Genomic DNA, 18,855 nt, shown 5'->3' on the forward strand with positions numbered 1-18,855 from the left:
CCCTTGAGTTTTTCGCGAGCGAGCTCGCTCCTACAGTTAGAACGTCGCCGCCTCGATTTCCGGAGTTCCCCCCATGACGGCCCATGCCGACCTTTCGCCGACCCTTCAACTTGCCATCGACCTGATCCGTCGCCCGTCGGTCACGCCGATCGATGCCGATTGCCAGAAGCTGATGATGCAGCGCCTGGGCGACGCCGGTTTTGCGCTTGAACCGATGCGCATCGAAGATGTGGACAACTTCTGGGCCACCCACGGCAAGCACGAAGGCCCGGTGCTGTGTTTTGCCGGTCACACCGACGTGGTGCCGACCGGCCCGGTACAGGCCTGGCAGAACGACCCGTTCGATGCGTTGATCGATGACAACGGCATGCTCTGCGGCCGTGGCGCGGCGGACATGAAAGGCAGCCTGGCGGCGATGCTGGTGGCGGCGGAACGTTTCGTCAGCGACTACCCGGACCACAAGGGTTCGGTCGCCTTCCTGATCACCAGCGATGAAGAAGGCCCGGCGCACCACGGCACCAAGGCCGTGATCGAACGCCTGGCCGCACGCAAGGAGCGCCTGGACTGGTGCATCGTCGGCGAACCGTCGAGCACCAGCCTGGTGGGCGACGTGGTCAAGAACGGCCGCCGAGGCTCCCTTGGCGCCACCTTGACCGTGCGCGGTGTACAGGGCCATGTGGCTTACCCGCACCTGGCAAAGAACCCGATCCACCTGGCCGCACCGGCGCTGGCCGAACTCGCTGCCGAGCATTGGGATGACGGCAACACGTTCTTCCCGCCAACCAGCTTCCAGATTTCCAACCTCAACTCCGGTACTGGCGCCACCAACGTGATCCCGGGTGACCTGACGGCGGTGTTCAACTTCCGTTTTTCCACCGAATCCACCGTCGAGGGCCTGCAACAACGCGTCGCGGCCATTCTCGACAAACATGGCCTGGACTGGCACGTGGAGTGGGCGCTGTCGGGCCTGCCGTTCCTCACCGAGCCAGGCGCTCTGTTGGATGCAGTGTCGGCCAGCATCCTGGCGATCACCGGGCGCGAGACCCAGGCGTCCACCAGTGGCGGTACCTCCGATGGGCGCTTCATTGCGACGTTGGGCACCCAGGTGGTCGAACTGGGCCCGGTGAACGCGACGATCCACCAGGTCAACGAACGCATCCTGGCCAGCGACCTCGACGTGCTGACCGAAATTTACTACCAGACCCTGATCAAGTTGCTCGCCTGATGCTTGCCTGCCCCATTTGCAGCGCACCGCTCAACACCGTGGACAATGGCGTGGCGTGCCCGGCCGGGCACCGCTTCGACCGCGCGCGCCAGGGTTACCTGAACCTGTTGCCGGTGCAGCACAAGAACAGCCGCGACCCGGGCGACAACCTGGCCATGGTCGAGGCGCGCCGCGACTTCCTCAACGCCGGGCACTACGCGCCAGTGGCCAAGCGCCTGGCCGAACTGGCCGCCGAGCGCGCACCGCAGCGCTGGGTCGACATTGGGTGTGGCGAGGGTTACTACACCGCGCAAATTGCCCAGGCCCTACCCCACGCCGATGGCTATGCCCTGGATATCTCCAAGGAAGCGGTCAAGCGCGCGTGCAAACGCAACCCGGCGCTGACCTGGTTGATCGCCAGCATGGCCCGCGTACCATTGGCCGATGCCAGCTGCCAGTTCCTCGCCAGCGTGTTCAGCCCGTTGGACTGGCAAGAGGCCAAGCGCCTGCTCAGTCCCGGCGGTGGTTTGATGAAGGTCGGCCCGACCAGCGGCCACTTGATGGAACTGCGCGAGCGTCTTTACGACGAGGTACGCGAGTACACCGACGACAAACACCTGGCCCTGGTGCCGGACGGTATGAGCCTTGCTCACAGTGAAACCCTGGAATTCACCCTGAGCCTGGCCGAAGCCCAGGACCGCGCCAACCTGCTGGCGATGACGCCCCACGGCTGGCGGGCCAGTGCCGAGCGCCGCCACGAGGTGATCGAGGCGGCCGAGCCGCTGCAGGTCACGGTGTCGATGCGTTACGATTATTTCGTGCTTCAATGACTGACGTTCACCCATCCGCGAATGGATTTTCGAATCCCGCAACGAGGAACATCCATGCGCCAACCCGATATTGAGATTTACCTGAAGGACGCCGACGTCGATCACAAGGCCATCGCTGCCTGGCTGGGCGCCGCACTCGGCCCGTGTACCGACTGGGTCCAGAAAGGCCAGACCTACAAGTGCAAGGCCGGCAGCGTGCCGGTGACCTGGCTGCCCAAGGCGGTGGGCAAATGGAACAGCCTGTACCTGGAAAGCGACCAGACCCCATGGGACGACGACATCGCCTGCGCCCGCGCCGCGTTTGCCGCGCTGAACGTCGAAGTGCGTTGCGCGCCGGGCACCTGGGTTGAGGAAGAAGGTGAGGAAAGTGCCGACACCTGGATTCGCATCAGCGAAGACGGTGAAGAGCAGATCACCTGGAAGACCGCCTGAAGATCGTTCCCACGCTCTGCGTGGGAAAGTAGCCTGGGACGCTCTGCGTCCCAAAGCGTGACGCGGAGCGTCACAAGAGGCGTTCCCACGCAGAGCGTGGGAACGATCAAACAACGTTGTTACAGGCCCACCACATCCTCCGCCTGCAAGCCCTTCTCGCCCGTCACCACGGCGTACTCCACCTGCTGGCCCTCGGCCAACGAACGGTGGCCTTCACCGCGAATAGCGCGATAATGCACAAACACATCCTTGCCATCCTCACGCTGGATAAAGCCGTAGCCCTTTGCATCGTTGAACCACTTCACATTCCCGGTTTCGCGCGTTGACATCTGTTCACTCCCACTGGTTTTTTATTGTTGAGTCGCTCGCATTGAACTGCCGAGTATAAGACAGGCTCAAAAACCATCAACTCAACTTTACATCGCTGCTTTTTTGCCGATTTTCGGCGAATACGGCACACTACCCGCCCGAGCGCCTGCTCGGTTTTTTCCACTTGAAGCAGCTCGCCTATGACCCGCTCCCCGTTCCGCCGTCTGGTGTTTGGCACCTTGCGCCGACTGTTGTACCTCTGGGTTCGCTCAGAGACGATCAACCAGTCGTCCCTAACCCTCAACCTGGACCGCAGCCGGCCGGTTTTCTACGTCCTGCAATCACCCTCCCTGACCGAGTTGGCGGTGGTCGATGCCGAGTGCACCAAGGCTGGCCTGCCACGTCCGGTGCTGCCGGTGTCGGTGGGGCCGTTGATGGAGCCTGCGGCGTTCTTCTACCTCACGCCGGATCCGGATTGGCTCGGCCGCCAGGACAAGCGCGGTGCGCCGCCCACCCTGACGCGCTTGGTCAACACCCTCACCGAACACGCCGAAGAGAATGCACAAATCATTCCGGTCAGTGTGTTCTGGGGCCAATCCCCCGAAAGCGAGTCCAGCCCGTGGAAGCTGTTGTTCGCCGACAGCTGGGCGGTCACCGGGCGTCTACGCCGGTTGTTGAGCATCCTGATCCTGGGGCGCAAGACTCGCGTGCAATTCTCCGCGCCTATCAACCTGCGTGAATTGATCGAGCACAATAAAGGTCACGAACGCACCGTACGCATGGCCCAGCGCATCCTGCGTGTGCACTTCCGTAACCTGAAGACGGCAGTGATCGGCCCCGACCTGTCCCACCGGCGTAATCTGGTCAAGGGCCTGGTCAATATGCCGCTGGTACGCCAAGCCATTGCGGATGAAGCCGAACGCGAAAAGATCGCCCCGGAAAAAGCCAAGGCCCTGGCCCTGCGCTATGGCAACGAGATTGCCTCGGATTACACCTACACCGCGATCCGCTTCCTGGAAGTGGTATTGAGCTGGTTCTGGAACAAGATCTACGACGGTATCAAGGTCAATAACATCGAGGGCGTGCAAAAGGTGGCCCAAGGCTACGAGGTGATCTACGTGCCTTGCCACCGCAGCCACATCGACTATCTGCTGCTGTCCTACCTGCTGTTCAAGAACGGCCTGACCCCGCCGCACATCGCCGCCGGCATCAACCTCAACATGCCGGTGATCGGCAGCCTGCTGCGCCGTGGCGGTGCGTTTTTCATGCGCCGCACCTTCAGGGGCAACCCTTTGTACACCTCGGTGTTCAACGAATACCTGCACACCCTGTTTACCAAGGGTTTCCCGGTGGAATACTTCGTCGAAGGCGGGCGCTCGCGCACCGGGCGCATGCTGCAACCGAAAACCGGCATGCTGGCGATCACCTTGCGCAGCTTCCTGCGTTCCTCGCGCATGCCCATCGTGTTCGTGCCGGTGTATATCGGCTATGAGCGCGTGCTCGAAGGCCGCACTTACCTGGGCGAACTGCGTGGCGCGAGCAAGAAGAAAGAGTCGATCTTCGATATTTTCAAAGTGGTCGGCGCGCTCAAGCAGCGCTTCGGCCAAGTGGCGGTCAACTTCGGTGAGCCGATCAAGCTGGCGGAGTTCCTCGACGCCGAGCAACCGGACTGGCGCGCCCAGGAACTGGGGCCGAACTACAAACCGGCGTGGCTCAACGAGACCACCAATCGCCTCGGCGAACAGGTGGCGCGCCACTTGAACGAAGCCGCTGCGGTGAACCCGGTGAACCTGGTCGCGCTGGCGCTACTGTCCACCACTCGCCTGGCGCTGGATGAACAGGCCATGGCCCGCCAACTGGACCTGTACCTGGCGTTGTTGCGTCGTGTGCCCTACTCGCCCCATACCACTTTGCCGGATGGCGATGGCCTGGCGCTGATCAAGCACGTCAAGGACATGAACCTGTTGTCCGAACAGAGCGACGCCTTGGGCAAAATCGTTTATCTGGATGAGCAGAATGCCGTCCTGATGACCTACTACCGCAACAATGTGCTGCACATCTTCGCCCTGCCAGCGTTGCTGGCGAGCTTCTTCCAGAGCAGTTCGCGCATGACCCGCGAACAGATCCTGCGCTACACCCACGCGCTCTACCCGTACCTGCAATCAGAGCTGTTTATCCGTTGGTCGCTGGAGGACCTGGACAGCGTGGTCGACCAGTGGCTGGACGCGTTTGTCGAACAAGGCCTGCTGCGTTTCGAAAACGCCGTATACCTGCGCCCGGCGCCGAGTTCGCGGCACTTTGTGCTGCTGACGCTGCTGTCCAAGAGCATCGCCCAGACCCTGCAACGTTTCTACATGGCGATCTCGTTACTGCTCAACAGCGGCCAGAACAGCATCAGCGCCGAAGAGCTGGAAGACCTGTGCACGATCATGGCCCAGCGCCTGTCGATCCTGCACGGCCTCAATGCCCCGGAATTCTTCGACAAGAGTCTTTTCCGACATTTTATCCAGACGTTGCTGGAGCAAGATGTGCTGCGCCGCGATGAAGCCGGCAAGCTGGGCTATCACGACCTGCTCGGCGAACTGGCCGAAGGCGCCGCCAAACGCGTACTGCCGGCGGATATTCGCCTGTCGATCCGCCAGGTTGCCTTGCACCGCGTGGACGGCGCAGCCGAGGCTGCGGCCGAACCGGTTGCCGTCAACCCTGAAGCACAGCGCTAGACTGAATGAGGCGCCGGGCGGATTCCGGCGCCGTTGAAAAGGAGCCGCACATTGAAAAAACTCATCCTCCTGGGCCTGACCGCCCTGCTCGGAGCCTGCCACTCGATGACCCCAACCCCGAAGGCCAGCCTCGACGGCGAAGTGTTCTACCTGCAACGCATCGCCCTGCCGCCAGCCGCCACCTTGAGTGTCAGCCTGCAGGACGTGTCCCTGATGGACGCCCCGGCCGTGCCCCTCGCCGAACAGAAAGGCCCGGTCAAAGGCCAGGTGCCGCTGCCGTTTCACCTGAGCTATGACCCGGCCCAGGTTAAGCCAGGCCACACATACTCGGTCAGCGCTCGCATCGAGCTGGACGGCAAGCTACTGTTTATCACCACCGAGCGGCACACCGTGCAGCTCAACGGCCAGGACCCACAACCGCTGCGCCTGCGCGTGGATGCGGCTGCACACTGATCATTCCCACTTCATAAGGAAGCGCCCATGCTCCGCAAATCTCTTCGCCTCACCGCCCTGTGTGCTGGCTTGCTATTCGGCGCCAGCGCCATGGCCCTGGATCTCGGCAGCCTGTCTCAGGGTGACGCCAGCGGCGGCCTCAAGGATGCCTTGACCCAAGGTGCACAGATTGCTGTGAAACAGCTCGGGACGCCCGGTGGTTTCAGCAACAACCCGGACGTGAAGATCGGCCTGCCGGGCAAACTCGGCAAAGTCGCCGACAAGTTGAAAATGTTCGGCATGGGTGACCAGGTCACGCAGCTGGAAACCAGCATGAACAAGGCAGCGGAAACCGCCGTGACTCAGGCCCAGCCGATCCTGGTCAACGCTGTGAAGAACATGAGCGTGACCGACGCCAAGGGCATTCTCAGCGGTGGCCAGAACTCCGCCACCCAGTACCTGAACAAAAGCAGCCGTGAAGAGATTCGCGCCAAGTTCCTGCCTATCGTCAAGGCCGCCACCGACAAAGTCGGCGTGGCCCAGCAGTACAACGCCCTCGCCGGCAAGGCCGCGGCCTTTGGCGCGGTGGACGCCAAGAGCGCCAACGTTGAGAACTACGTGACCGAGCAGGCCCTGGATGGTTTGTTCAAGATGATTGCGCAGCAGGAAGAAACGATTCGCAAGAATCCAGCGGCTGCGGCTACCAGCTTGGCCAAGAAGGTGTTTGGCGCGCTGTAAAACCTGCCGATCTGCCCTGCCCCCCACAAGCGCCTCGTATTCTCGAGGCGTTTGCGCAAAAAAGAGCCTCAAAGTCAGTAATTTATGGCCGCCTTCATGACAATCGTCAGCTCAACGGTTTTTATGTAGCAACACTTAGGAGGGGGCTCGGGATTGCACTCTTCAGGAGGTTTGGGCATGCAATACTCAGGGGGTTTGGGTTTGCATTCCTCAGGAGGCTTGGGTCTGCATTCCTCAGGAGGTTTGGGTCTGAAACTCTCAAGGGGCTTGGGTTTGCAATACCCGGGGCGCTTGGGCTTACAACGTTCAGGAGGGCTGGGTTTACACTTTTCAGGAGGTTTTGGCCTGCTGGGCGGACGCAGAAAAGCCTTCAAACTAGCTATACACATGGCGAACTCCTTAAATTCATTCCAATCACTACTGTTTCTGCCGACGAGCAAGAGCAGTAGGTACCTGCCAACCAGGTAACATTGAGTGGCAATCAATAAGGAAAGGTTCCTAGGCCCGTGTAGTGAGCTTCCTATCTCTAACATAGGAAAATTGCTCATTCTGCCGCATGCCCACGGTGACGGGGCGCGTACTCTCTACGCCCCGACAACCGAGATGACAGCCTGATTATCCAGCGTCCTTTTTGACGCGAAACCACGCGGCATAAAGCGCCGGGAGAAAGAGCAAGGTCAATGCCGTAGCCACGATCAACCCTCCCATGATCGCCACGGCCATCGGCCCGAAGAACACACTGCGCGACAGCGGAATCATCGCCAGCACCGCCGCCAGTGCCGTCAGAACAATCGGGCGAAAGCGTCGGACCGTAGCTTCGATAATCGCCTGCCAAGGTGCCAGGCCGGCCTTGATGTCTTGCTCGATCTGGTCCACCAAAATCACCGAGTTACGCATGATCATTCCCGACAGCGCGATGGTGCCAAGCATGGCGACGAAGCCGAAGGGTTGGTGGAATACCAGCAGGAACAGGGTCACGCCGATCAGCCCCAACGGTGCGGTGAGAAAGACCATCGCCGTGCGCGAAAAGCTGCGCAGTTGCAGCATCAGCAAGGTCAGCACCACCACGATAAACAGCGGCACGCCGGCCTTCACCGAGTTTTGCCCACGCGCTGAATCTTCAACCGTGCCGCCCACTTCCAGCAGGTAGCCATCCGGCAGTTCGGCACGTACATCGGCGAGCGTCGGCAAGATCTGCTGCACGAGGGTCGCCGGCTGTTCCTTGCCATAGATATCGGCCCGCACAGTCACCGTGGGCAAGCGGTTGCGATGCCAGATGATGCCCTCTTCGAAGCCATATTCGAGGGTGGCAATTTGCGACAGCGCCACGCTTTTACCATTGTCGGTGGGCACGGCAAGGCTCGGCAGGCGCGACAGTTCGCTACGCTCATGCACCGTGCCGCGCAGGAGGATCTCGATCAATTCGTTGTCCTCACGGTACTGGCTGACGCTGGAGCCGGTCAGGGAACTCTGCAGGAATTTCGCCAGGTTGGCAGTGCTCACACCGAGGGCGCGGGCACGGTCCTGGTCGATATTCAGGTACACGATTTTGCTTGGCTCTTCCCAGTCCAAGTGCACATTGACCACATGGGTATTTTCGCGAACCTTCGCCGCCACTTTGCGCGCCAGCGCGCGCACCTCTTCGATGTGCTCGCCGGTCACGCGAAACTGCACCGGGTAGCCTACGGGCGGGCCGTTCTCCAGCCGTGTGACACGCGAACGCAGGTCGGGAAATTGCTCGTTGAGGGTTTCGATCAGCCAGGTGCGCAGGCTTTCTCGCTCCTCGATGGTGTTAGCCAGCACCACAAACTGGGCGAAGCTGGCAGCGGGCAATTGCTGGTCCAGTGGCAGGTAAAACCGCGGCGAACCGGTGCCCGCGTAGGCGACATAGTTGTTGATGCCGGCATGCTCCTTGAGCAACGCCTCCAGGCGTTTGACCTGTTCGGCGGTGTTACTGAGCGAAGCGCCCTCGGCCAGTTTCAGGTCGACCATCAACTCCAGGCGACCGGAAGCCGGGAAGAACTGTTGCGGCACGAAGCGGAACAGTGCAACCGAGCCGATAAACAGCAGCAAGGTCAGCACGATCACGGTTTTACGCCGTTGCACGCACCACTCCACCAGACGTCTTACACGCTGATAGAAGGGTGTGCCGTAAGGGTCCGGGCCGTCGGTACCGTGTTTGGCGGCGTGAATCTTCGCCAGGTCGGGCAGGAGTTTTTCCCCCAGGTACGGCACAAACACCACGGCTGCCACCCAGGAGGCCAGCAGTGCGATGGTCACCACCTGGAAGATCGAGCGGGTGTATTCCCCGGTGCTCGATTGCGCGGTGGCAATTGGCAAGAAGCCCGCCGCCGTGATCAGGGTGCCGGTGAGCATAGGGAACGCGGTACTGGTCCAGGCGAAACTTGCAGCCTTGAGCCGGTCGTAGCCCTGCTCCATTTTGATCGCCATCATTTCCACGGCGATGATCGCGTCATCTACCAACAAGCCCAGGGCCAGGACCAAGGCGCCAAGGGAAATCTTGTGCAGGCCGATGCCCAGGTAATACATGCTGGCAAAGGTCATCGCCAGTACCAGCGGAATCGTCAGGGCAACGACCATGCCGGTGCGCACACCGAGGGAGAAAAAGCTCACCAGCAAAACAATCGCCAACGCTTCAGCCAGTACCTGGACAAACTCGCCGACGCTGGTCTTTACCGCTGCTGGTTGGTCCGACACTTTGCGCAGCTCCATCCCTGCCGGAAGGTTCTTTTGCAGGCGTGCGAATTGCGCTTCAAGGGCCTTGCCCAATACGAGGATGTCGCCACCGTCGCGCATGGCCACGGCCAAGCCGATGGCATCTGCGCCCATGTAGCGCATGCGCGGTGCCGGTGGGTCGTTGAAACCTCGATGGATGTCAGCCACGTCACCGATGCGGAAAGTGCGATCCCCCACGCGTATCGGAAAGTTGCGGATCTCTTCCACCGTCTTGAAGTTGCCAGAAACGCGAAGTTGCACGCGCTCGGTAGGGGTTTCAAAGAAGCCGGCGGTGGACACCGCATTTTGTTCCTGCAACGCCTGCTGTACCGCAGCCAAAGGCAAGCCGAGGGTGGCGAGCTTGAGATTGGACAGCTCGATCCAGATCTTCTCGTCCTGCAAGCCGAGCAGCTCGACCTTGCCCACATCCGGGACGCGTTGCAGTTGGATCTGGATACGGTCGGCGTAGTCCTTGAGCACGGCGTAGTCGAATCCGTCGCCGGTCAGGGCGTAGATATTGCCGAACGTGGTGCCGAACTCATCGTTGAAAAACGGCCCCTGGATATCCGGCGGCAAGGTGTGGCGGATGTCGCTGATTTTCTTGCGCACCTGATACCACAGCTCGGGAATCTGCGCCGAACGCATCGAATCACGGGCAATAAAGGTGACCTGGGATTCACCGGGGCGGGAGAACGACACGATGCGTTCGTACTCACCAGTCTCCATGAGTTTTTTCTCGATTCGCTCGGTGACCTGGCGCGATACCTCCTGGGCCGTGGCCCCGGGCCAGTTGGTCTTGATCACCATGGCCTTGAAGGTAAAGGGCGGGTCTTCGCTTTGCCCCAGCTTGGTGTAGGACAAGGTGCCAACCACGGCCAGCAGGATCATCAGGAACAGTACGATCTGGCGATTACGCAACGCCCATTCGGAAAGATTGAAACCCATGGGGACTACTCCTTGGCCGCCAGATTAACCACACGGTTGGAGCGATCCACCGGGCGCACTAATTGGCCTTCATGGAGTACATGCACGCCTGCGGCAACCACCCAATCGGTGGCGGCCAATCCTTCCAGTATCGGTACGGTGTTCTCGCCAAAGGCACCAATGCGCACGGGAGTGCGTTCAAGGGTGTTGTCCGGTTGTACACGCCAGACGTAGGACGCGCCGTTTTCGGCACTCAGGGCAGACAAGGGTACCGACAGCGCAATGACATCGTCGGTCTGGATGAAAACCCGCGCACTTTGACCCAGTTCGGCGGGCACTTTGCCGCCAGTGAAGGCCACACGCGCGGCGAAAGTGCGGGATTTGGGATCGGCCGCGGGAGACAGCTCACGAATGCGCCCGGCAAAGCGTTGCTCTGGCTGGCTCCATAACTCCACCGACACTGGCTGGCCGACCTTGAAGCGGCCAAAGCCCTGTTCAGGCAGGCTGATCAACACTTCACGCTCGCCATCGGTGGCCAGGGTGAACACGGTCTGGCCAGCGGAAACCACTTGCCCCACTTCGACCGCACGCTTGGCGACCACCCCGTCTTGAGGCGCACGCAGCACGGCGTAGCCGGCCTGGTTGCTCGACACATCGAACTCGGCCTTGATCTGCTTGAGGCGTGCTTCACCGGCTCGATAGAGGTTTTCGGAATTGTCGTACTGCGACCGACTGACCATCTGCCGGTCCATCAAGGTCTTGTAGCGATCTCGCTCCGCACGCACCAGGCTGAGATTGGCCTCTGCAGCGGCTACTTGAGCGCGGGTCGCTTCCAGTTGCAGGCGCACGTCCTGGGGGTCGAGTTCGGCCAGCGGCTGGTTGGCCTTGACCCGCTCGCCCTCCTCCACCAGGCGCTTGCTGACTTTACCGCCGATACGAAAGGCCAGGTCCGGCTCATAACGGGCACGCACCTCACCGGGGTAGCTGTCCATCGCCTGTGCCGAAGGCTGCGGTTGCACCACCATGGCCGGACGTACGGTGGTCTGGGCCGCTTCTTCATGGCCGCACGCGGCCAACAGGAAGACCAGGCTGACAGGCAAAGCAAGGGGCAGGAAAGCGCTGCGCATGCTGAAGGACCTTTCGCAAATAGAGCTTGGAATAATTATACTGGCCGGTATGTTATTAATACGAAACTCACCAGTCCAGTATTAAAGGTGAAAATGTCCGACAATCCTCTGAATACCGCAAGCCCCGGGCGTCCCAAGGACATGGCAAAACGCCAGGCAATCCTCGAATCGGCGAAATCGCTGTTCCTGGACAAGGGTTATGCGAACACCAGCATGGACGCCGTTGCCCTGGCGGCCGGCGTATCGAAGCTCACGGTCTACAGTCACTTCACCGACAAGGAGACGCTGTTCACCGCTGCGGTGGTGGCCAAATGTGAAGAGCAGTTGCCGGTGATGTACTTCGAGCTTCCTGAAGGCATGCCCGTCGAGACGGTGTTGCTCAACATCGCACGCGGCTTTCATCGGCTGATCAACAGCGAGGAGTCGGTAAACCTGCATCGCCTGATGATGACCACCGGCAATCAGGACGTGAAACTCTCCCAGATCTTCTTCAACGCCGGCCCCATGCGCATGCTGCAAGGCATGGAGCGCCTGCTCGGCAAGATTCACCAGGGCGGCGCCCTGAGCATCGACACACCGTTCAAAGCCGCGGAGCACTTCTTTTGCCTGCTCAAGGGCACGGCGAACTTCCGCTTGTTGTATGGCTGCGGCGGACAATTGAGCGCGCAAGAAGCCGAAGAGCATGTGCAGGACGTGGTGAAGTTGTTTATGCGGGCCTATCGCAGCACGGGGCTCGACAGCACTGCATAGGCGGTAGCAACCGACGGTAACCACGATGCGAAGCGAGTCGCTCTTGATCTGCTCTTGATCTGCTTTTGATTTTGATCTTAAGCGCCCCGTCAAACCACGCTGGCCGGAATTCGACAGGGATTTGGGGGGTAAACCGGCAGGGATGCCGGTTTAGCCGCCCCGCGCCATGGATGGCGCGTGGCGGCGGCCCCCCAAATCACTGGCGGATTACGGGCACACCGAGCCTAAGCGAGGTGCCGAGTGGTGGGGCAAGAGCGTTTTGCTTACTTTGGCCTGGGCCGGCATCCCGGCTTTTGCAAAGTGAGCCGCCGTCAGGGCGGAACCCTAAGTGTAGCGGCTCGCGTTTGAAAACACGCGGGCTCGCATTCAGCGGCATTTCTGGCTCACATTAACTGCAACCAGCCAAAGGCTCCGGCTCACATTAATTGCAAATGGGCTTGCATTCGACGCCGTAGACTCGCGTTCCATTGTGACGGGCTCACATTATCTGCAAATGACCGGCAGTGGTTGCGGTCACAGAGGTGTGCTCCCCCCACCGTCAAGCTCAGAGCCGTATCGTAAGGAACAGTGACCACTACCGTTTGTCGGTCGCGATATGCATAAGTGCATTTTTTGTTTCCCCTTGATACTGGATACCCATACAGTATTAATGCGATATGGTGAAAAGTGGAGAAGACGGGGATTCTCGTTCGTTGAGCTTCTCAAAAACTGACAACCCAAGAGGCGAAGCCGTTCATCAGAGAGTAGTAAGGCAACGAGAGAACCATCCGTCCATCCTACTGAGATGTACAAAGCTCTTATGCTGTACCTAGCGAAAAGGAGAATTCACTATGGCTAATGGCGATACGATTCATCTGCCAGAAATTGAAATCAATGCTATTAATAAATATGAACCTCAGACATTCGGAGGGGGTGGTGGTGACAGTGATTTTTCACATAGTCACACCGGACAGCTCATTAACGTTGCAACGCGTACTTATGTGCTTAACACATACCCTCCCATCATTTCCCAGAATGTTAAGGACCAGGAGGCAAGCTTTGCAGCGAATCTTCAGTCGATGCCTGAATCTATTGCACAAAGCATTACTGCAATAGAACAAAATGAAGGCAGTCCCGCGAGCGAAGTCGAGAAAATCGAACAGCATATTCGTTCGGTAGATACGCTAATTGCTCAAAAAGCACAGGCTGCTGCTGCTCAAAAAGTGATTGCTGATAAGTACTACTATGGAGACTTCTTTTATTATCCGACGATGCAGTTTATTAAAGATGCAATCAGCGGAAGCAAGACAAATTACCCTCCGGATAAAAATTATAAAGAATGGTACGCCTCACTTGAGGCTTCGTATGCTGCAAAATATAGCAACCGCGAGATCGACTATTTGAATGCCCTGAAGCAGAACCTTCAGGCACAGGCTAATCAAGCACGTGCAGACGCCGAGGCTAAACGTATTGCCGATGAGGCGGCAGCTGCGGAAGCCGCAAGGGTTGCCAAACGCGTGGCTGATGAGGCAGCCGCTGCTGAAGCGGCGCGAGTCGCGGCAGAGGCAGAAGCTAAGCGTATCGCTGATGAGGCCGCTGCAGAGGCAGCAAGAATTGCTGCTGAAGCTGCAGCACTTAAAGCCGCTAATACGTATAGGCTGCCCGCTGACGGTGCGAGTCAGTTAAGTACTGCGGCTGGCTCTATCGCCATTACTGCCGGTTCAGGTCTTACGCTGGATGCGGCTATTCAGGCTGCAAAGGTAGCCTTAGGCACTGTTGTAAGTGCTGCCACGGCAGTGGGCATTGGCGCGCTGGTCTATTCACCATCACTGGGTAATGGTGAGCTACCTTCGACCATGCTTAACACGCCGGCCAAGGATTTAGCGCCTAATCTTCCCGAAAATCTTGCCGAGATCGCCGCGGCGGGAGGAACTGTGGATGTGCCCTACCGAATTTATGGCGATCAGTCCAAATACTCGGTAGTGGCCACCCAGCCCACTGGAGGGTTAGCACCTACCGTCCCGGTAAGAGCGCTAGTGCTTGATCCTGTGGCCAATGCCTATACGTTCACTACAACTGACTCACCACCGATCACCCTGACGTTCCCAATCGCAGTACTAGGTAATAGCTCGACGGCGACGCCTGCGCAGCCTGTCGAAACCCCGGTGTATACCGGGATTACACTGACACCGATTGAGGTCAAAGCTGAGCCGTTTCCGGTAGTCGGCCAGTTGGATATTCGGGACGCTATTTACGTTTACCCCGCAGATTCGGGTTTACCGCCGATTTATGCGGTATTTAGTAGTCCGTACGAAGGGGCTACCACCAAAGGTGAGCACAGCGGTCGGATGTACAATCCTGATAAGGCGGGCGGACCCATTCAGAGTCTAGACTGGACAACCGCAGCGGTGACTCAGGAAGGTATTGACCTCGTTAAGCTGCATACGAGCAGATTCGACCCATCGGACGCAAATGTTGTGATGATTGACCGTCTGGAAAAAATCCTAACTGGCGAATTGGCCATTACCGATGTCGATAAGCGATTTTACACCCATGAGATTCGTGAGCTAGAGCGGTATAGGGCTCTAGGTATAGCGGATGGAGTGAAACCGAACGACGATGGCGCCACTTGGAATAATACTCATGCCGCGACTTTAGAGGATTTCAAGCTTAAAGATGCTGACGAATTACTCTATACGCCAGAAGCTATAGTCGCAGAAAACAAACAAATATACGGAGAATAACATGAGCAACATCAATGATATCGTAAACTCTGAATCCCCAAGAGATGTCGTTCTTTTTATAGTAAGAAATAAGTCAATTTCATATCCGATGCTGGATCGACTATATAACAGGAATGGCTGGGTAAATATTGGTAATAATCTTGAACTATTAAAGCTTGTTCATAACATGAGACTGGAAGGGCTGATTGATAATTCTGATGGGGGAATTAAAAAAGGTCCTAATTGGAAAGAGCCAGCCTTTATGGCTGAGAATAAGTATACGCTTGAGTGATATGTAGGTCTGCAAAAGAAAGCCCAGCTCAAGCTGGGCTTTCTTTGTAAGCGTACGGGCAAACCGTCTTGCACGACTAAGCCGGACGCCACCTATGCGGCAGCAACTCTGCAATCTCACTTGCCCGCTGCGTAGGCAGGCGCGTCAGCACATCCTTCAGGTAGGCATAGGGATCGTGCCCATTGTTCCGGGCCGACTGAATCAAACTCATGATCGCAGCGGCGCGTTTGCCGCTGCGTAGCGACCCAGCAAAGAGCCAGTTCTTGCGCCCCAGCGCCCAAGGCCGTATCTGGTTCTCACACCAGTTATTATCAATAGGCACGGCCCCGTCATCGAGGTAGCGCGACAGCGCCGTCCAGCGTTTCAAGCTGTAATCCAAGGCTTTGCCAATGGCCGAACCGTTATGCACGATGTCGCGCTGGGCAACCATCCAGGCATGCAACGCATCCATCACGGGTACCGCCTTTTCCTGCCGTATTCGGCGGCGTATGTCCGGTTCTAGATCCTCGATTTCCCCCTCGATCTCGTACAGCGCCTGCATGTAACGCAAGGCTTGCTCAGCCAGCGCGCTCTTGTGAGTCGCATGCAGTTCGAAGAACTTGCGCCGGGCATGAGCCATGCAGCCGATTTCAGTCACGCCGAGTTCGAAGCTGGCCTTGTAATCGCCGAAATAATCGCAGACCAGCTTGCCCTTCCAGTCTTGTAGGAAGTTACGCGCATGCTCGCCGGCCCGGCTGAGGCTGAAGTCGTAAACTACAGCCGAGGTTTCGCAAAACGGGCTGGTCCTTCGGCGGTTGCGTCAGGAAGGTGTGTTGGCCGGACGGATACGCTTCGCCGACGTGCCGCACTGGTGAAGATGCGTGTTGCTCTGAACCAGAGCTGGGCAGGTGAGCCTTTGCTCAAAGCCTCGTCCAAGAGCATTTCAGCTTGTCTTGATAGACATGAAGCGCTCATTGAAAAACGGATATTAGCTGCTGTCACTGAAGCGGGTGTCTTGAATCAAGTCAGGCGCTGCCAAGCCGTAGAGGGCATTGGTTTTCTTACGGCAGTTGCACTGACTATGGCCTTTCAACGAGGAGAGTTTGAAAGTGCTGACGCTTACATTGCTTTTCTGGGAATGGACTTGAGGGTGTCCGACTCAGGGCAAATGAACGGACGTCGTTCGTTAAGCAAGAAAGGAGACTCAGAGATCCGCAGGTTGCTGCATAACGCGGCGTCAGCCGGTATTAGGTCAGAAGCCTGGAAGCCTTTATACGAGGGCTATCTGGCCAGGGGACTGAAAACAACTCAAGTCCTGGTCATCATCGCCCGCAAGTTAGCGCGTATCGCCTTTTCGCTCATGAAAAACCAGAGCGAGTACCAATCAAAAGCGGGTTTGGGGGCTTCCCCCCAACCATAGAATCTCCCACATTTGGATTGCGGCGCACCTGGGAGATAAGTGCTGCTGTTTGCAGCTTACGGCTTGAGCGCTTTCTTGGGATAAATGTCGTAGCGGCTGGACTTGCCATCCAGCGCATGGCTTGGCTTCGGCCCCTCAATACAGGGTGCCTTGCGCGGCCGCTTGACCACCACACGATGGCTGGCCAGGGCCAGAGCCGCCGCGAGCAACGCCGGTGCATCCGGATCATCACCCACCAACGGCCGAAACAGGCGCATTTCCTTCTTCACCAGCGCAGTTTTCTCACGGTGCGGAAACATCGGGTCCAGGTAGATCACCTGAGGCGGCTCGCCCTGCCAATTGAGCATCACGTCGATGGAATTGCCCTTGAGCAGCTTCATGCGCGCCACAATCGGCGCCACGTCAAAATCCTCTGCAGCGCGGGCCAGGCCATCTTCGAGCAAGGCGCCGATCAACGGCTGGCGCTCGATCAGGCTCATCTCACACCCGAGGCTGGCCAGCACGAACGCGTCCTTGCCCAAGCCAGCCGTGGCGTCCAGCACTCGCGGGCGCACGCCCTGGGCGATGCCCACCGCCTTGGCGATCATCTGCCCGCTGCCACCACCATACAATCGCCGATGCGCCGCGCCGCCTTCGACAAAGTCGACCCGCACCGGCCCTGGCGCATCAGGCCCAAGCTGTTGCAACTGCAAGCCGTGCTCCCCCACTTGCAGGGAAAAATCCGCATCGGCCACCTGCAGAGGCAACCCCAGCAGCGAAGCCCACTGTTCAGCGCGGGCCTGGAAGCTGTCAGCCAAGGCTTGGACCTGGATGCGGCTGGCCGCTGGTTGTTCGTTCATCAATCGCCACGCTCAAAAATATTAAGGATCGGCAAACAACGGCCGATAAAAATCACAGTCAGGTATTTTGCCAGAGCTGAGCGTCGACCGAGAAAAATGTCAGACATTCTTCCCCTTTCCATCGGTGTACTGCCGACCCACAACCATTACGGCCTGCGCAATACCCAAGCGCTGGCCGGGGTGAGTCATGTGTGGCAGGACTTCTTTGCCCGCGCGTTGGCCGAGCAGCTCGGTGAAACGCCGGACGCGCTCGCCGCCAAGGCGCCCGCCCCGGCAGACCCGGCAGTTGAACCCCGCGAAGGCGCCGACCTGCTGGCGCAGATCCTCACCCAGCGTGAGTGCGATGTGAAAGACACCGAGATCACCCCGCCGGAGCCGCTCTTCCTGCCGATTGCCGAGTTCGAAACCGAGCTGCTGCCACCGGCCGCGACGCCGTTCCCGGAAGAAGAAGTCATCGCCCAGCAACGCCAACAAGCGTTTGAGAGCGAGTGGGTGCGCCCCATCGTGCTGAACGCCGGCCAACCGCTACCCGAGCCAGGCCCCGCGCCACAACCACGCCCACTGCACCTGCCGATTGCCGAATTCGAGCTGGACCTGCTGCCACCGGCCGCCACGCCGTACCCTGAAGAAGAACTGCTGGCGCAGCAAAAGGCCCTGGATTTCGATTACTACTGGGCACGCCCGCTGGTAACCCACAACCTGCGCCTGGCCGCCTGAACCCTAGCGACACACCCACCAACGCCCCATGTCCAGATGGAAATGGTTGCGATGAGCGGCGTTGTAGTCCGGGCTCAACACCACGTTGAAGTCATCACAGGCGCCATCGCGTACCAAACGCAGGAAACGCGCACTGTCGCCCTGCCCCGGCCAATCCTTGAGCACGCTGATGCTGCGCCCATCCGCCAGGCGAAAACCGGCGATATCCAGGGCATTGGCCGAGGCATGCTGGCTGAGTCGACCGTCAGCACGGTTGTAGATATTACGGCAGGCAAAACTGCCCAAATGCTCGACGCGGCTCACCGCCTGGCCAAACACGGCCTGGGCCGCCGGTTGCAGGCTATGGCGCTCGAACAAGGCGAACGCCACCGCCAGCGGGCAACTGGCGAGAAAGCTGCTGCTCAAGGCCACGTCAGCGCCCTGCACACGCAGAATATTGCGCAAGGGGCACGCCGTATCAGCCGGTGTATCGGCCTGGCGGCTCACGCGCAGACCAGAGGTGTTCAACACCTGGTCACACAGCGCCGGATCGTCCTGCAAACGACTGAGCTTGTAGCGCGTCAACAGGTTGGGGCTGGCCCGCACATCCAAGGGCGCCCAGGGGTTCCACTCGGCCGGCATCGGCACCCAACCCCGCCAGACGGCCAACGCAAATGCGCCCACCAGCACCAGCAACACACTCAATGTCTTGACCACACCCACGG

General features: G+C 59.1%; 15 protein-coding genes and 2 pseudogenes. 11 read left to right on the forward strand and 6 right to left on the reverse strand.

From position 1 onward, the window contains the following. Nucleotides 1-73: 73 nt before the first annotated feature. From dapE to FXO12_RS11480, 3 genes are read left to right on the forward strand one after another with little or no spacing between them, the layout of a single operon-like run. Entirely contained in the window at nt 74-1,225 is a 1,152-nt protein-coding gene (gene dapE / locus FXO12_RS11470) for a succinyl-diaminopimelate desuccinylase (protein ID WP_057975997.1), read from the forward strand. Beyond that, nucleotides 1,225-2,034 (forward strand): putative RNA methyltransferase, encoded by an 810-nt coding sequence (locus FXO12_RS11475; RefSeq protein WP_057975999.1) that lies wholly within the window; start codon nt 1,225-1,227, stop codon nt 2,032-2,034. The genes dapE and FXO12_RS11475 overlap by 1 nt, the downstream gene beginning before the upstream one ends. Nucleotides 2,035-2,088: 54 nt before the next feature. Continuing rightward, nucleotides 2,089-2,466 (forward strand): hypothetical protein, encoded by a 378-nt coding sequence (locus tag FXO12_RS11480; RefSeq protein ID WP_034126820.1) that lies wholly within the window; start codon nt 2,089-2,091, stop codon nt 2,464-2,466. A gap of 119 nt (nt 2,467-2,585) precedes the next feature. On the opposite strand, the gene FXO12_RS11485 is transcribed toward FXO12_RS11480, so the two are convergent. Continuing rightward, nucleotides 2,586-2,795, reverse strand: coding sequence for a cold-shock protein (locus FXO12_RS11485; RefSeq protein ID WP_034126819.1), 210 nt, complete (start codon nt 2,793-2,795; stop codon nt 2,586-2,588). A gap of 180 nt (nt 2,796-2,975) precedes the next feature. Here FXO12_RS11485 and plsB point away from each other — a divergent pair, with 180 nt between their 5' ends. The 3 genes from plsB to FXO12_RS11500 are packed head-to-tail and all read left to right on the forward strand — an operon-like array spanning nt 2,976 to nt 6,665. Beyond that, nucleotides 2,976-5,495 carry a glycerol-3-phosphate 1-O-acyltransferase PlsB gene (gene plsB / locus FXO12_RS11490; protein WP_057976001.1) on the forward strand — a complete coding sequence of 840 codons (2,520 nt, stop codon included), beginning with the start codon at nt 2,976-2,978 and terminating at the stop codon, nt 5,493-5,495. Nucleotides 5,496-5,546: 51 nt separating this feature from the next. Continuing rightward, entirely contained in the window at nt 5,547-5,948 is a 402-nt protein-coding gene (locus FXO12_RS11495; RefSeq protein WP_054897125.1) for a YbaY family lipoprotein, read from the forward strand. A 27-nt stretch (nt 5,949-5,975) separates the two neighbouring features. Next, entirely contained in the window at nt 5,976-6,665 is a 690-nt protein-coding gene (locus FXO12_RS11500) for a DUF4197 domain-containing protein (protein ID WP_160049676.1), read from the forward strand. Between the two features lie 615 nt (nt 6,666-7,280). On the opposite strand, the gene FXO12_RS11510 is transcribed toward FXO12_RS11500, so the two are convergent. Next, nucleotides 7,281-10,346 carry an efflux RND transporter permease subunit gene (locus FXO12_RS11510; protein ID WP_054897123.1) on the reverse strand — a complete coding sequence of 1,022 codons (3,066 nt, stop codon included), beginning with the start codon at nt 10,344-10,346 and terminating at the stop codon, nt 7,281-7,283. 5 nt (nt 10,347-10,351) lie between these two features. After that, a complete protein-coding gene (locus FXO12_RS11515) occupies nt 10,352-11,452 on the reverse strand; it encodes an efflux RND transporter periplasmic adaptor subunit (protein ID WP_057976003.1) in 1,101 nt (366 codons plus the stop codon). Nucleotides 11,453-11,545: 93 nt separating this feature from the next. Here FXO12_RS11515 and FXO12_RS11520 point away from each other — a divergent pair, with 93 nt between their 5' ends. The 3 genes from FXO12_RS11520 (at nt 11,546) to FXO12_RS11530 (ending at nt 15,196) form a co-directional block, all read left to right on the forward strand. Continuing rightward, nucleotides 11,546-12,202 carry a TetR/AcrR family transcriptional regulator gene (locus FXO12_RS11520; RefSeq protein ID WP_034126815.1) on the forward strand — a complete coding sequence of 219 codons (657 nt, stop codon included), beginning with the start codon at nt 11,546-11,548 and terminating at the stop codon, nt 12,200-12,202. A gap of 1,058 nt (nt 12,203-13,260) precedes the next feature. Further along, a complete protein-coding gene (locus tag FXO12_RS11525) occupies nt 13,261-14,925 on the forward strand; it encodes an S-type pyocin domain-containing protein (protein ID WP_087715932.1) in 1,665 nt (554 codons plus the stop codon). Between the two features lies 1 nt (nt 14,926). Beyond that, nucleotides 14,927-15,196, forward strand: coding sequence for a hypothetical protein (locus tag FXO12_RS11530; RefSeq protein WP_034126525.1), 270 nt, complete (start codon nt 14,927-14,929; stop codon nt 15,194-15,196). 76 nt (nt 15,197-15,272) lie between these two features. On the opposite strand, the pseudogene FXO12_RS11535 reads toward FXO12_RS11530, so the two are convergent. Then, nucleotides 15,273-15,980 (reverse strand): annotated as a pseudogene (locus FXO12_RS11535) (IS66 family transposase); the annotation flags it as partial. A 45-nt stretch (nt 15,981-16,025) separates the two neighbouring features. On the opposite strand from FXO12_RS11535, the pseudogene FXO12_RS11540 reads away from it, so the two are divergent. Further along, a pseudogene (locus FXO12_RS11540) lies at nt 16,026-16,595 on the forward strand (transposase); the annotation flags it as partial. A 56-nt stretch (nt 16,596-16,651) separates the two neighbouring features. Here FXO12_RS11540 and FXO12_RS11545 read toward each other — a convergent pair. Continuing rightward, the gene (locus FXO12_RS11545; RefSeq protein ID WP_014717213.1) at nt 16,652-17,434 is read right to left on the reverse strand and encodes a class I SAM-dependent methyltransferase; all 783 of its coding nucleotides are present in this window, start codon (nt 17,432-17,434) and stop codon (nt 16,652-16,654) included. Between the two features lie 96 nt (nt 17,435-17,530). On the opposite strand from FXO12_RS11545, the gene FXO12_RS11550 reads away from it, so the two are divergent. Next, nucleotides 17,531-18,151: a hypothetical protein gene (locus FXO12_RS11550; protein WP_054897119.1), complete on the forward strand. Its 621-nt coding sequence runs from the start codon at nt 17,531-17,533 to the stop codon at nt 18,149-18,151. A gap of 3 nt (nt 18,152-18,154) precedes the next feature. On the opposite strand, the gene FXO12_RS11555 is transcribed toward FXO12_RS11550, so the two are convergent. After that, a complete protein-coding gene (locus tag FXO12_RS11555; RefSeq protein ID WP_057976010.1) occupies nt 18,155-18,853 on the reverse strand; it encodes an extensin family protein in 699 nt (232 codons plus the stop codon). Between the last annotated feature and the right edge of the window lie 2 nt (nt 18,854-18,855).

The sequence above is a fragment of the Pseudomonas sp. J380 genome, assembly GCF_009827115.1.
GTDB lineage: Bacteria > Pseudomonadota > Gammaproteobacteria > Pseudomonadales > Pseudomonadaceae > Aquipseudomonas > Aquipseudomonas paracarnis.

Coding starts and splice junctions, on each gene's coding strand:
- FXO12_RS11515 (WP_057976003.1), bottom strand. CDS start 11,452: ATGCGCAGCGCTTTCCTGCCCCTTGCTTTGCCTGTCAGCCTGGTCTTC.
- FXO12_RS11480 (WP_034126820.1), top strand. CDS start 2,089: ATGCGCCAACCCGATATTGAGATTTACCTGAAGGACGCCGACGTCGAT.
- FXO12_RS11485 (WP_034126819.1), bottom strand. CDS start 2,795: ATGTCAACGCGCGAAACCGGGAATGTGAAGTGGTTCAACGATGCAAAG.
- FXO12_RS11500 (WP_160049676.1), top strand. CDS start 5,976: ATGCTCCGCAAATCTCTTCGCCTCACCGCCCTGTGTGCTGGCTTGCTA.
- FXO12_RS11545 (WP_014717213.1), bottom strand. CDS start 17,434: ATGAACGAACAACCAGCGGCCAGCCGCATCCAGGTCCAAGCCTTGGCT.
- FXO12_RS11520 (WP_034126815.1), top strand. CDS start 11,546: ATGTCCGACAATCCTCTGAATACCGCAAGCCCCGGGCGTCCCAAGGAC.
- FXO12_RS11475 (WP_057975999.1), top strand. CDS start 1,225: ATGCTTGCCTGCCCCATTTGCAGCGCACCGCTCAACACCGTGGACAAT.
- dapE (WP_057975997.1), top strand. CDS start 74: ATGACGGCCCATGCCGACCTTTCGCCGACCCTTCAACTTGCCATCGAC.
- FXO12_RS11550 (WP_054897119.1), top strand. CDS start 17,531: ATGTCAGACATTCTTCCCCTTTCCATCGGTGTACTGCCGACCCACAAC.
- plsB (WP_057976001.1), top strand. CDS start 2,976: ATGACCCGCTCCCCGTTCCGCCGTCTGGTGTTTGGCACCTTGCGCCGA.
- FXO12_RS11525 (WP_087715932.1), top strand. CDS start 13,261: ATGCCTGAATCTATTGCACAAAGCATTACTGCAATAGAACAAAATGAA.
- FXO12_RS11530 (WP_034126525.1), top strand. CDS start 14,927: ATGAGCAACATCAATGATATCGTAAACTCTGAATCCCCAAGAGATGTC.
- FXO12_RS11510 (WP_054897123.1), bottom strand. CDS start 10,346: ATGGGTTTCAATCTTTCCGAATGGGCGTTGCGTAATCGCCAGATCGTA.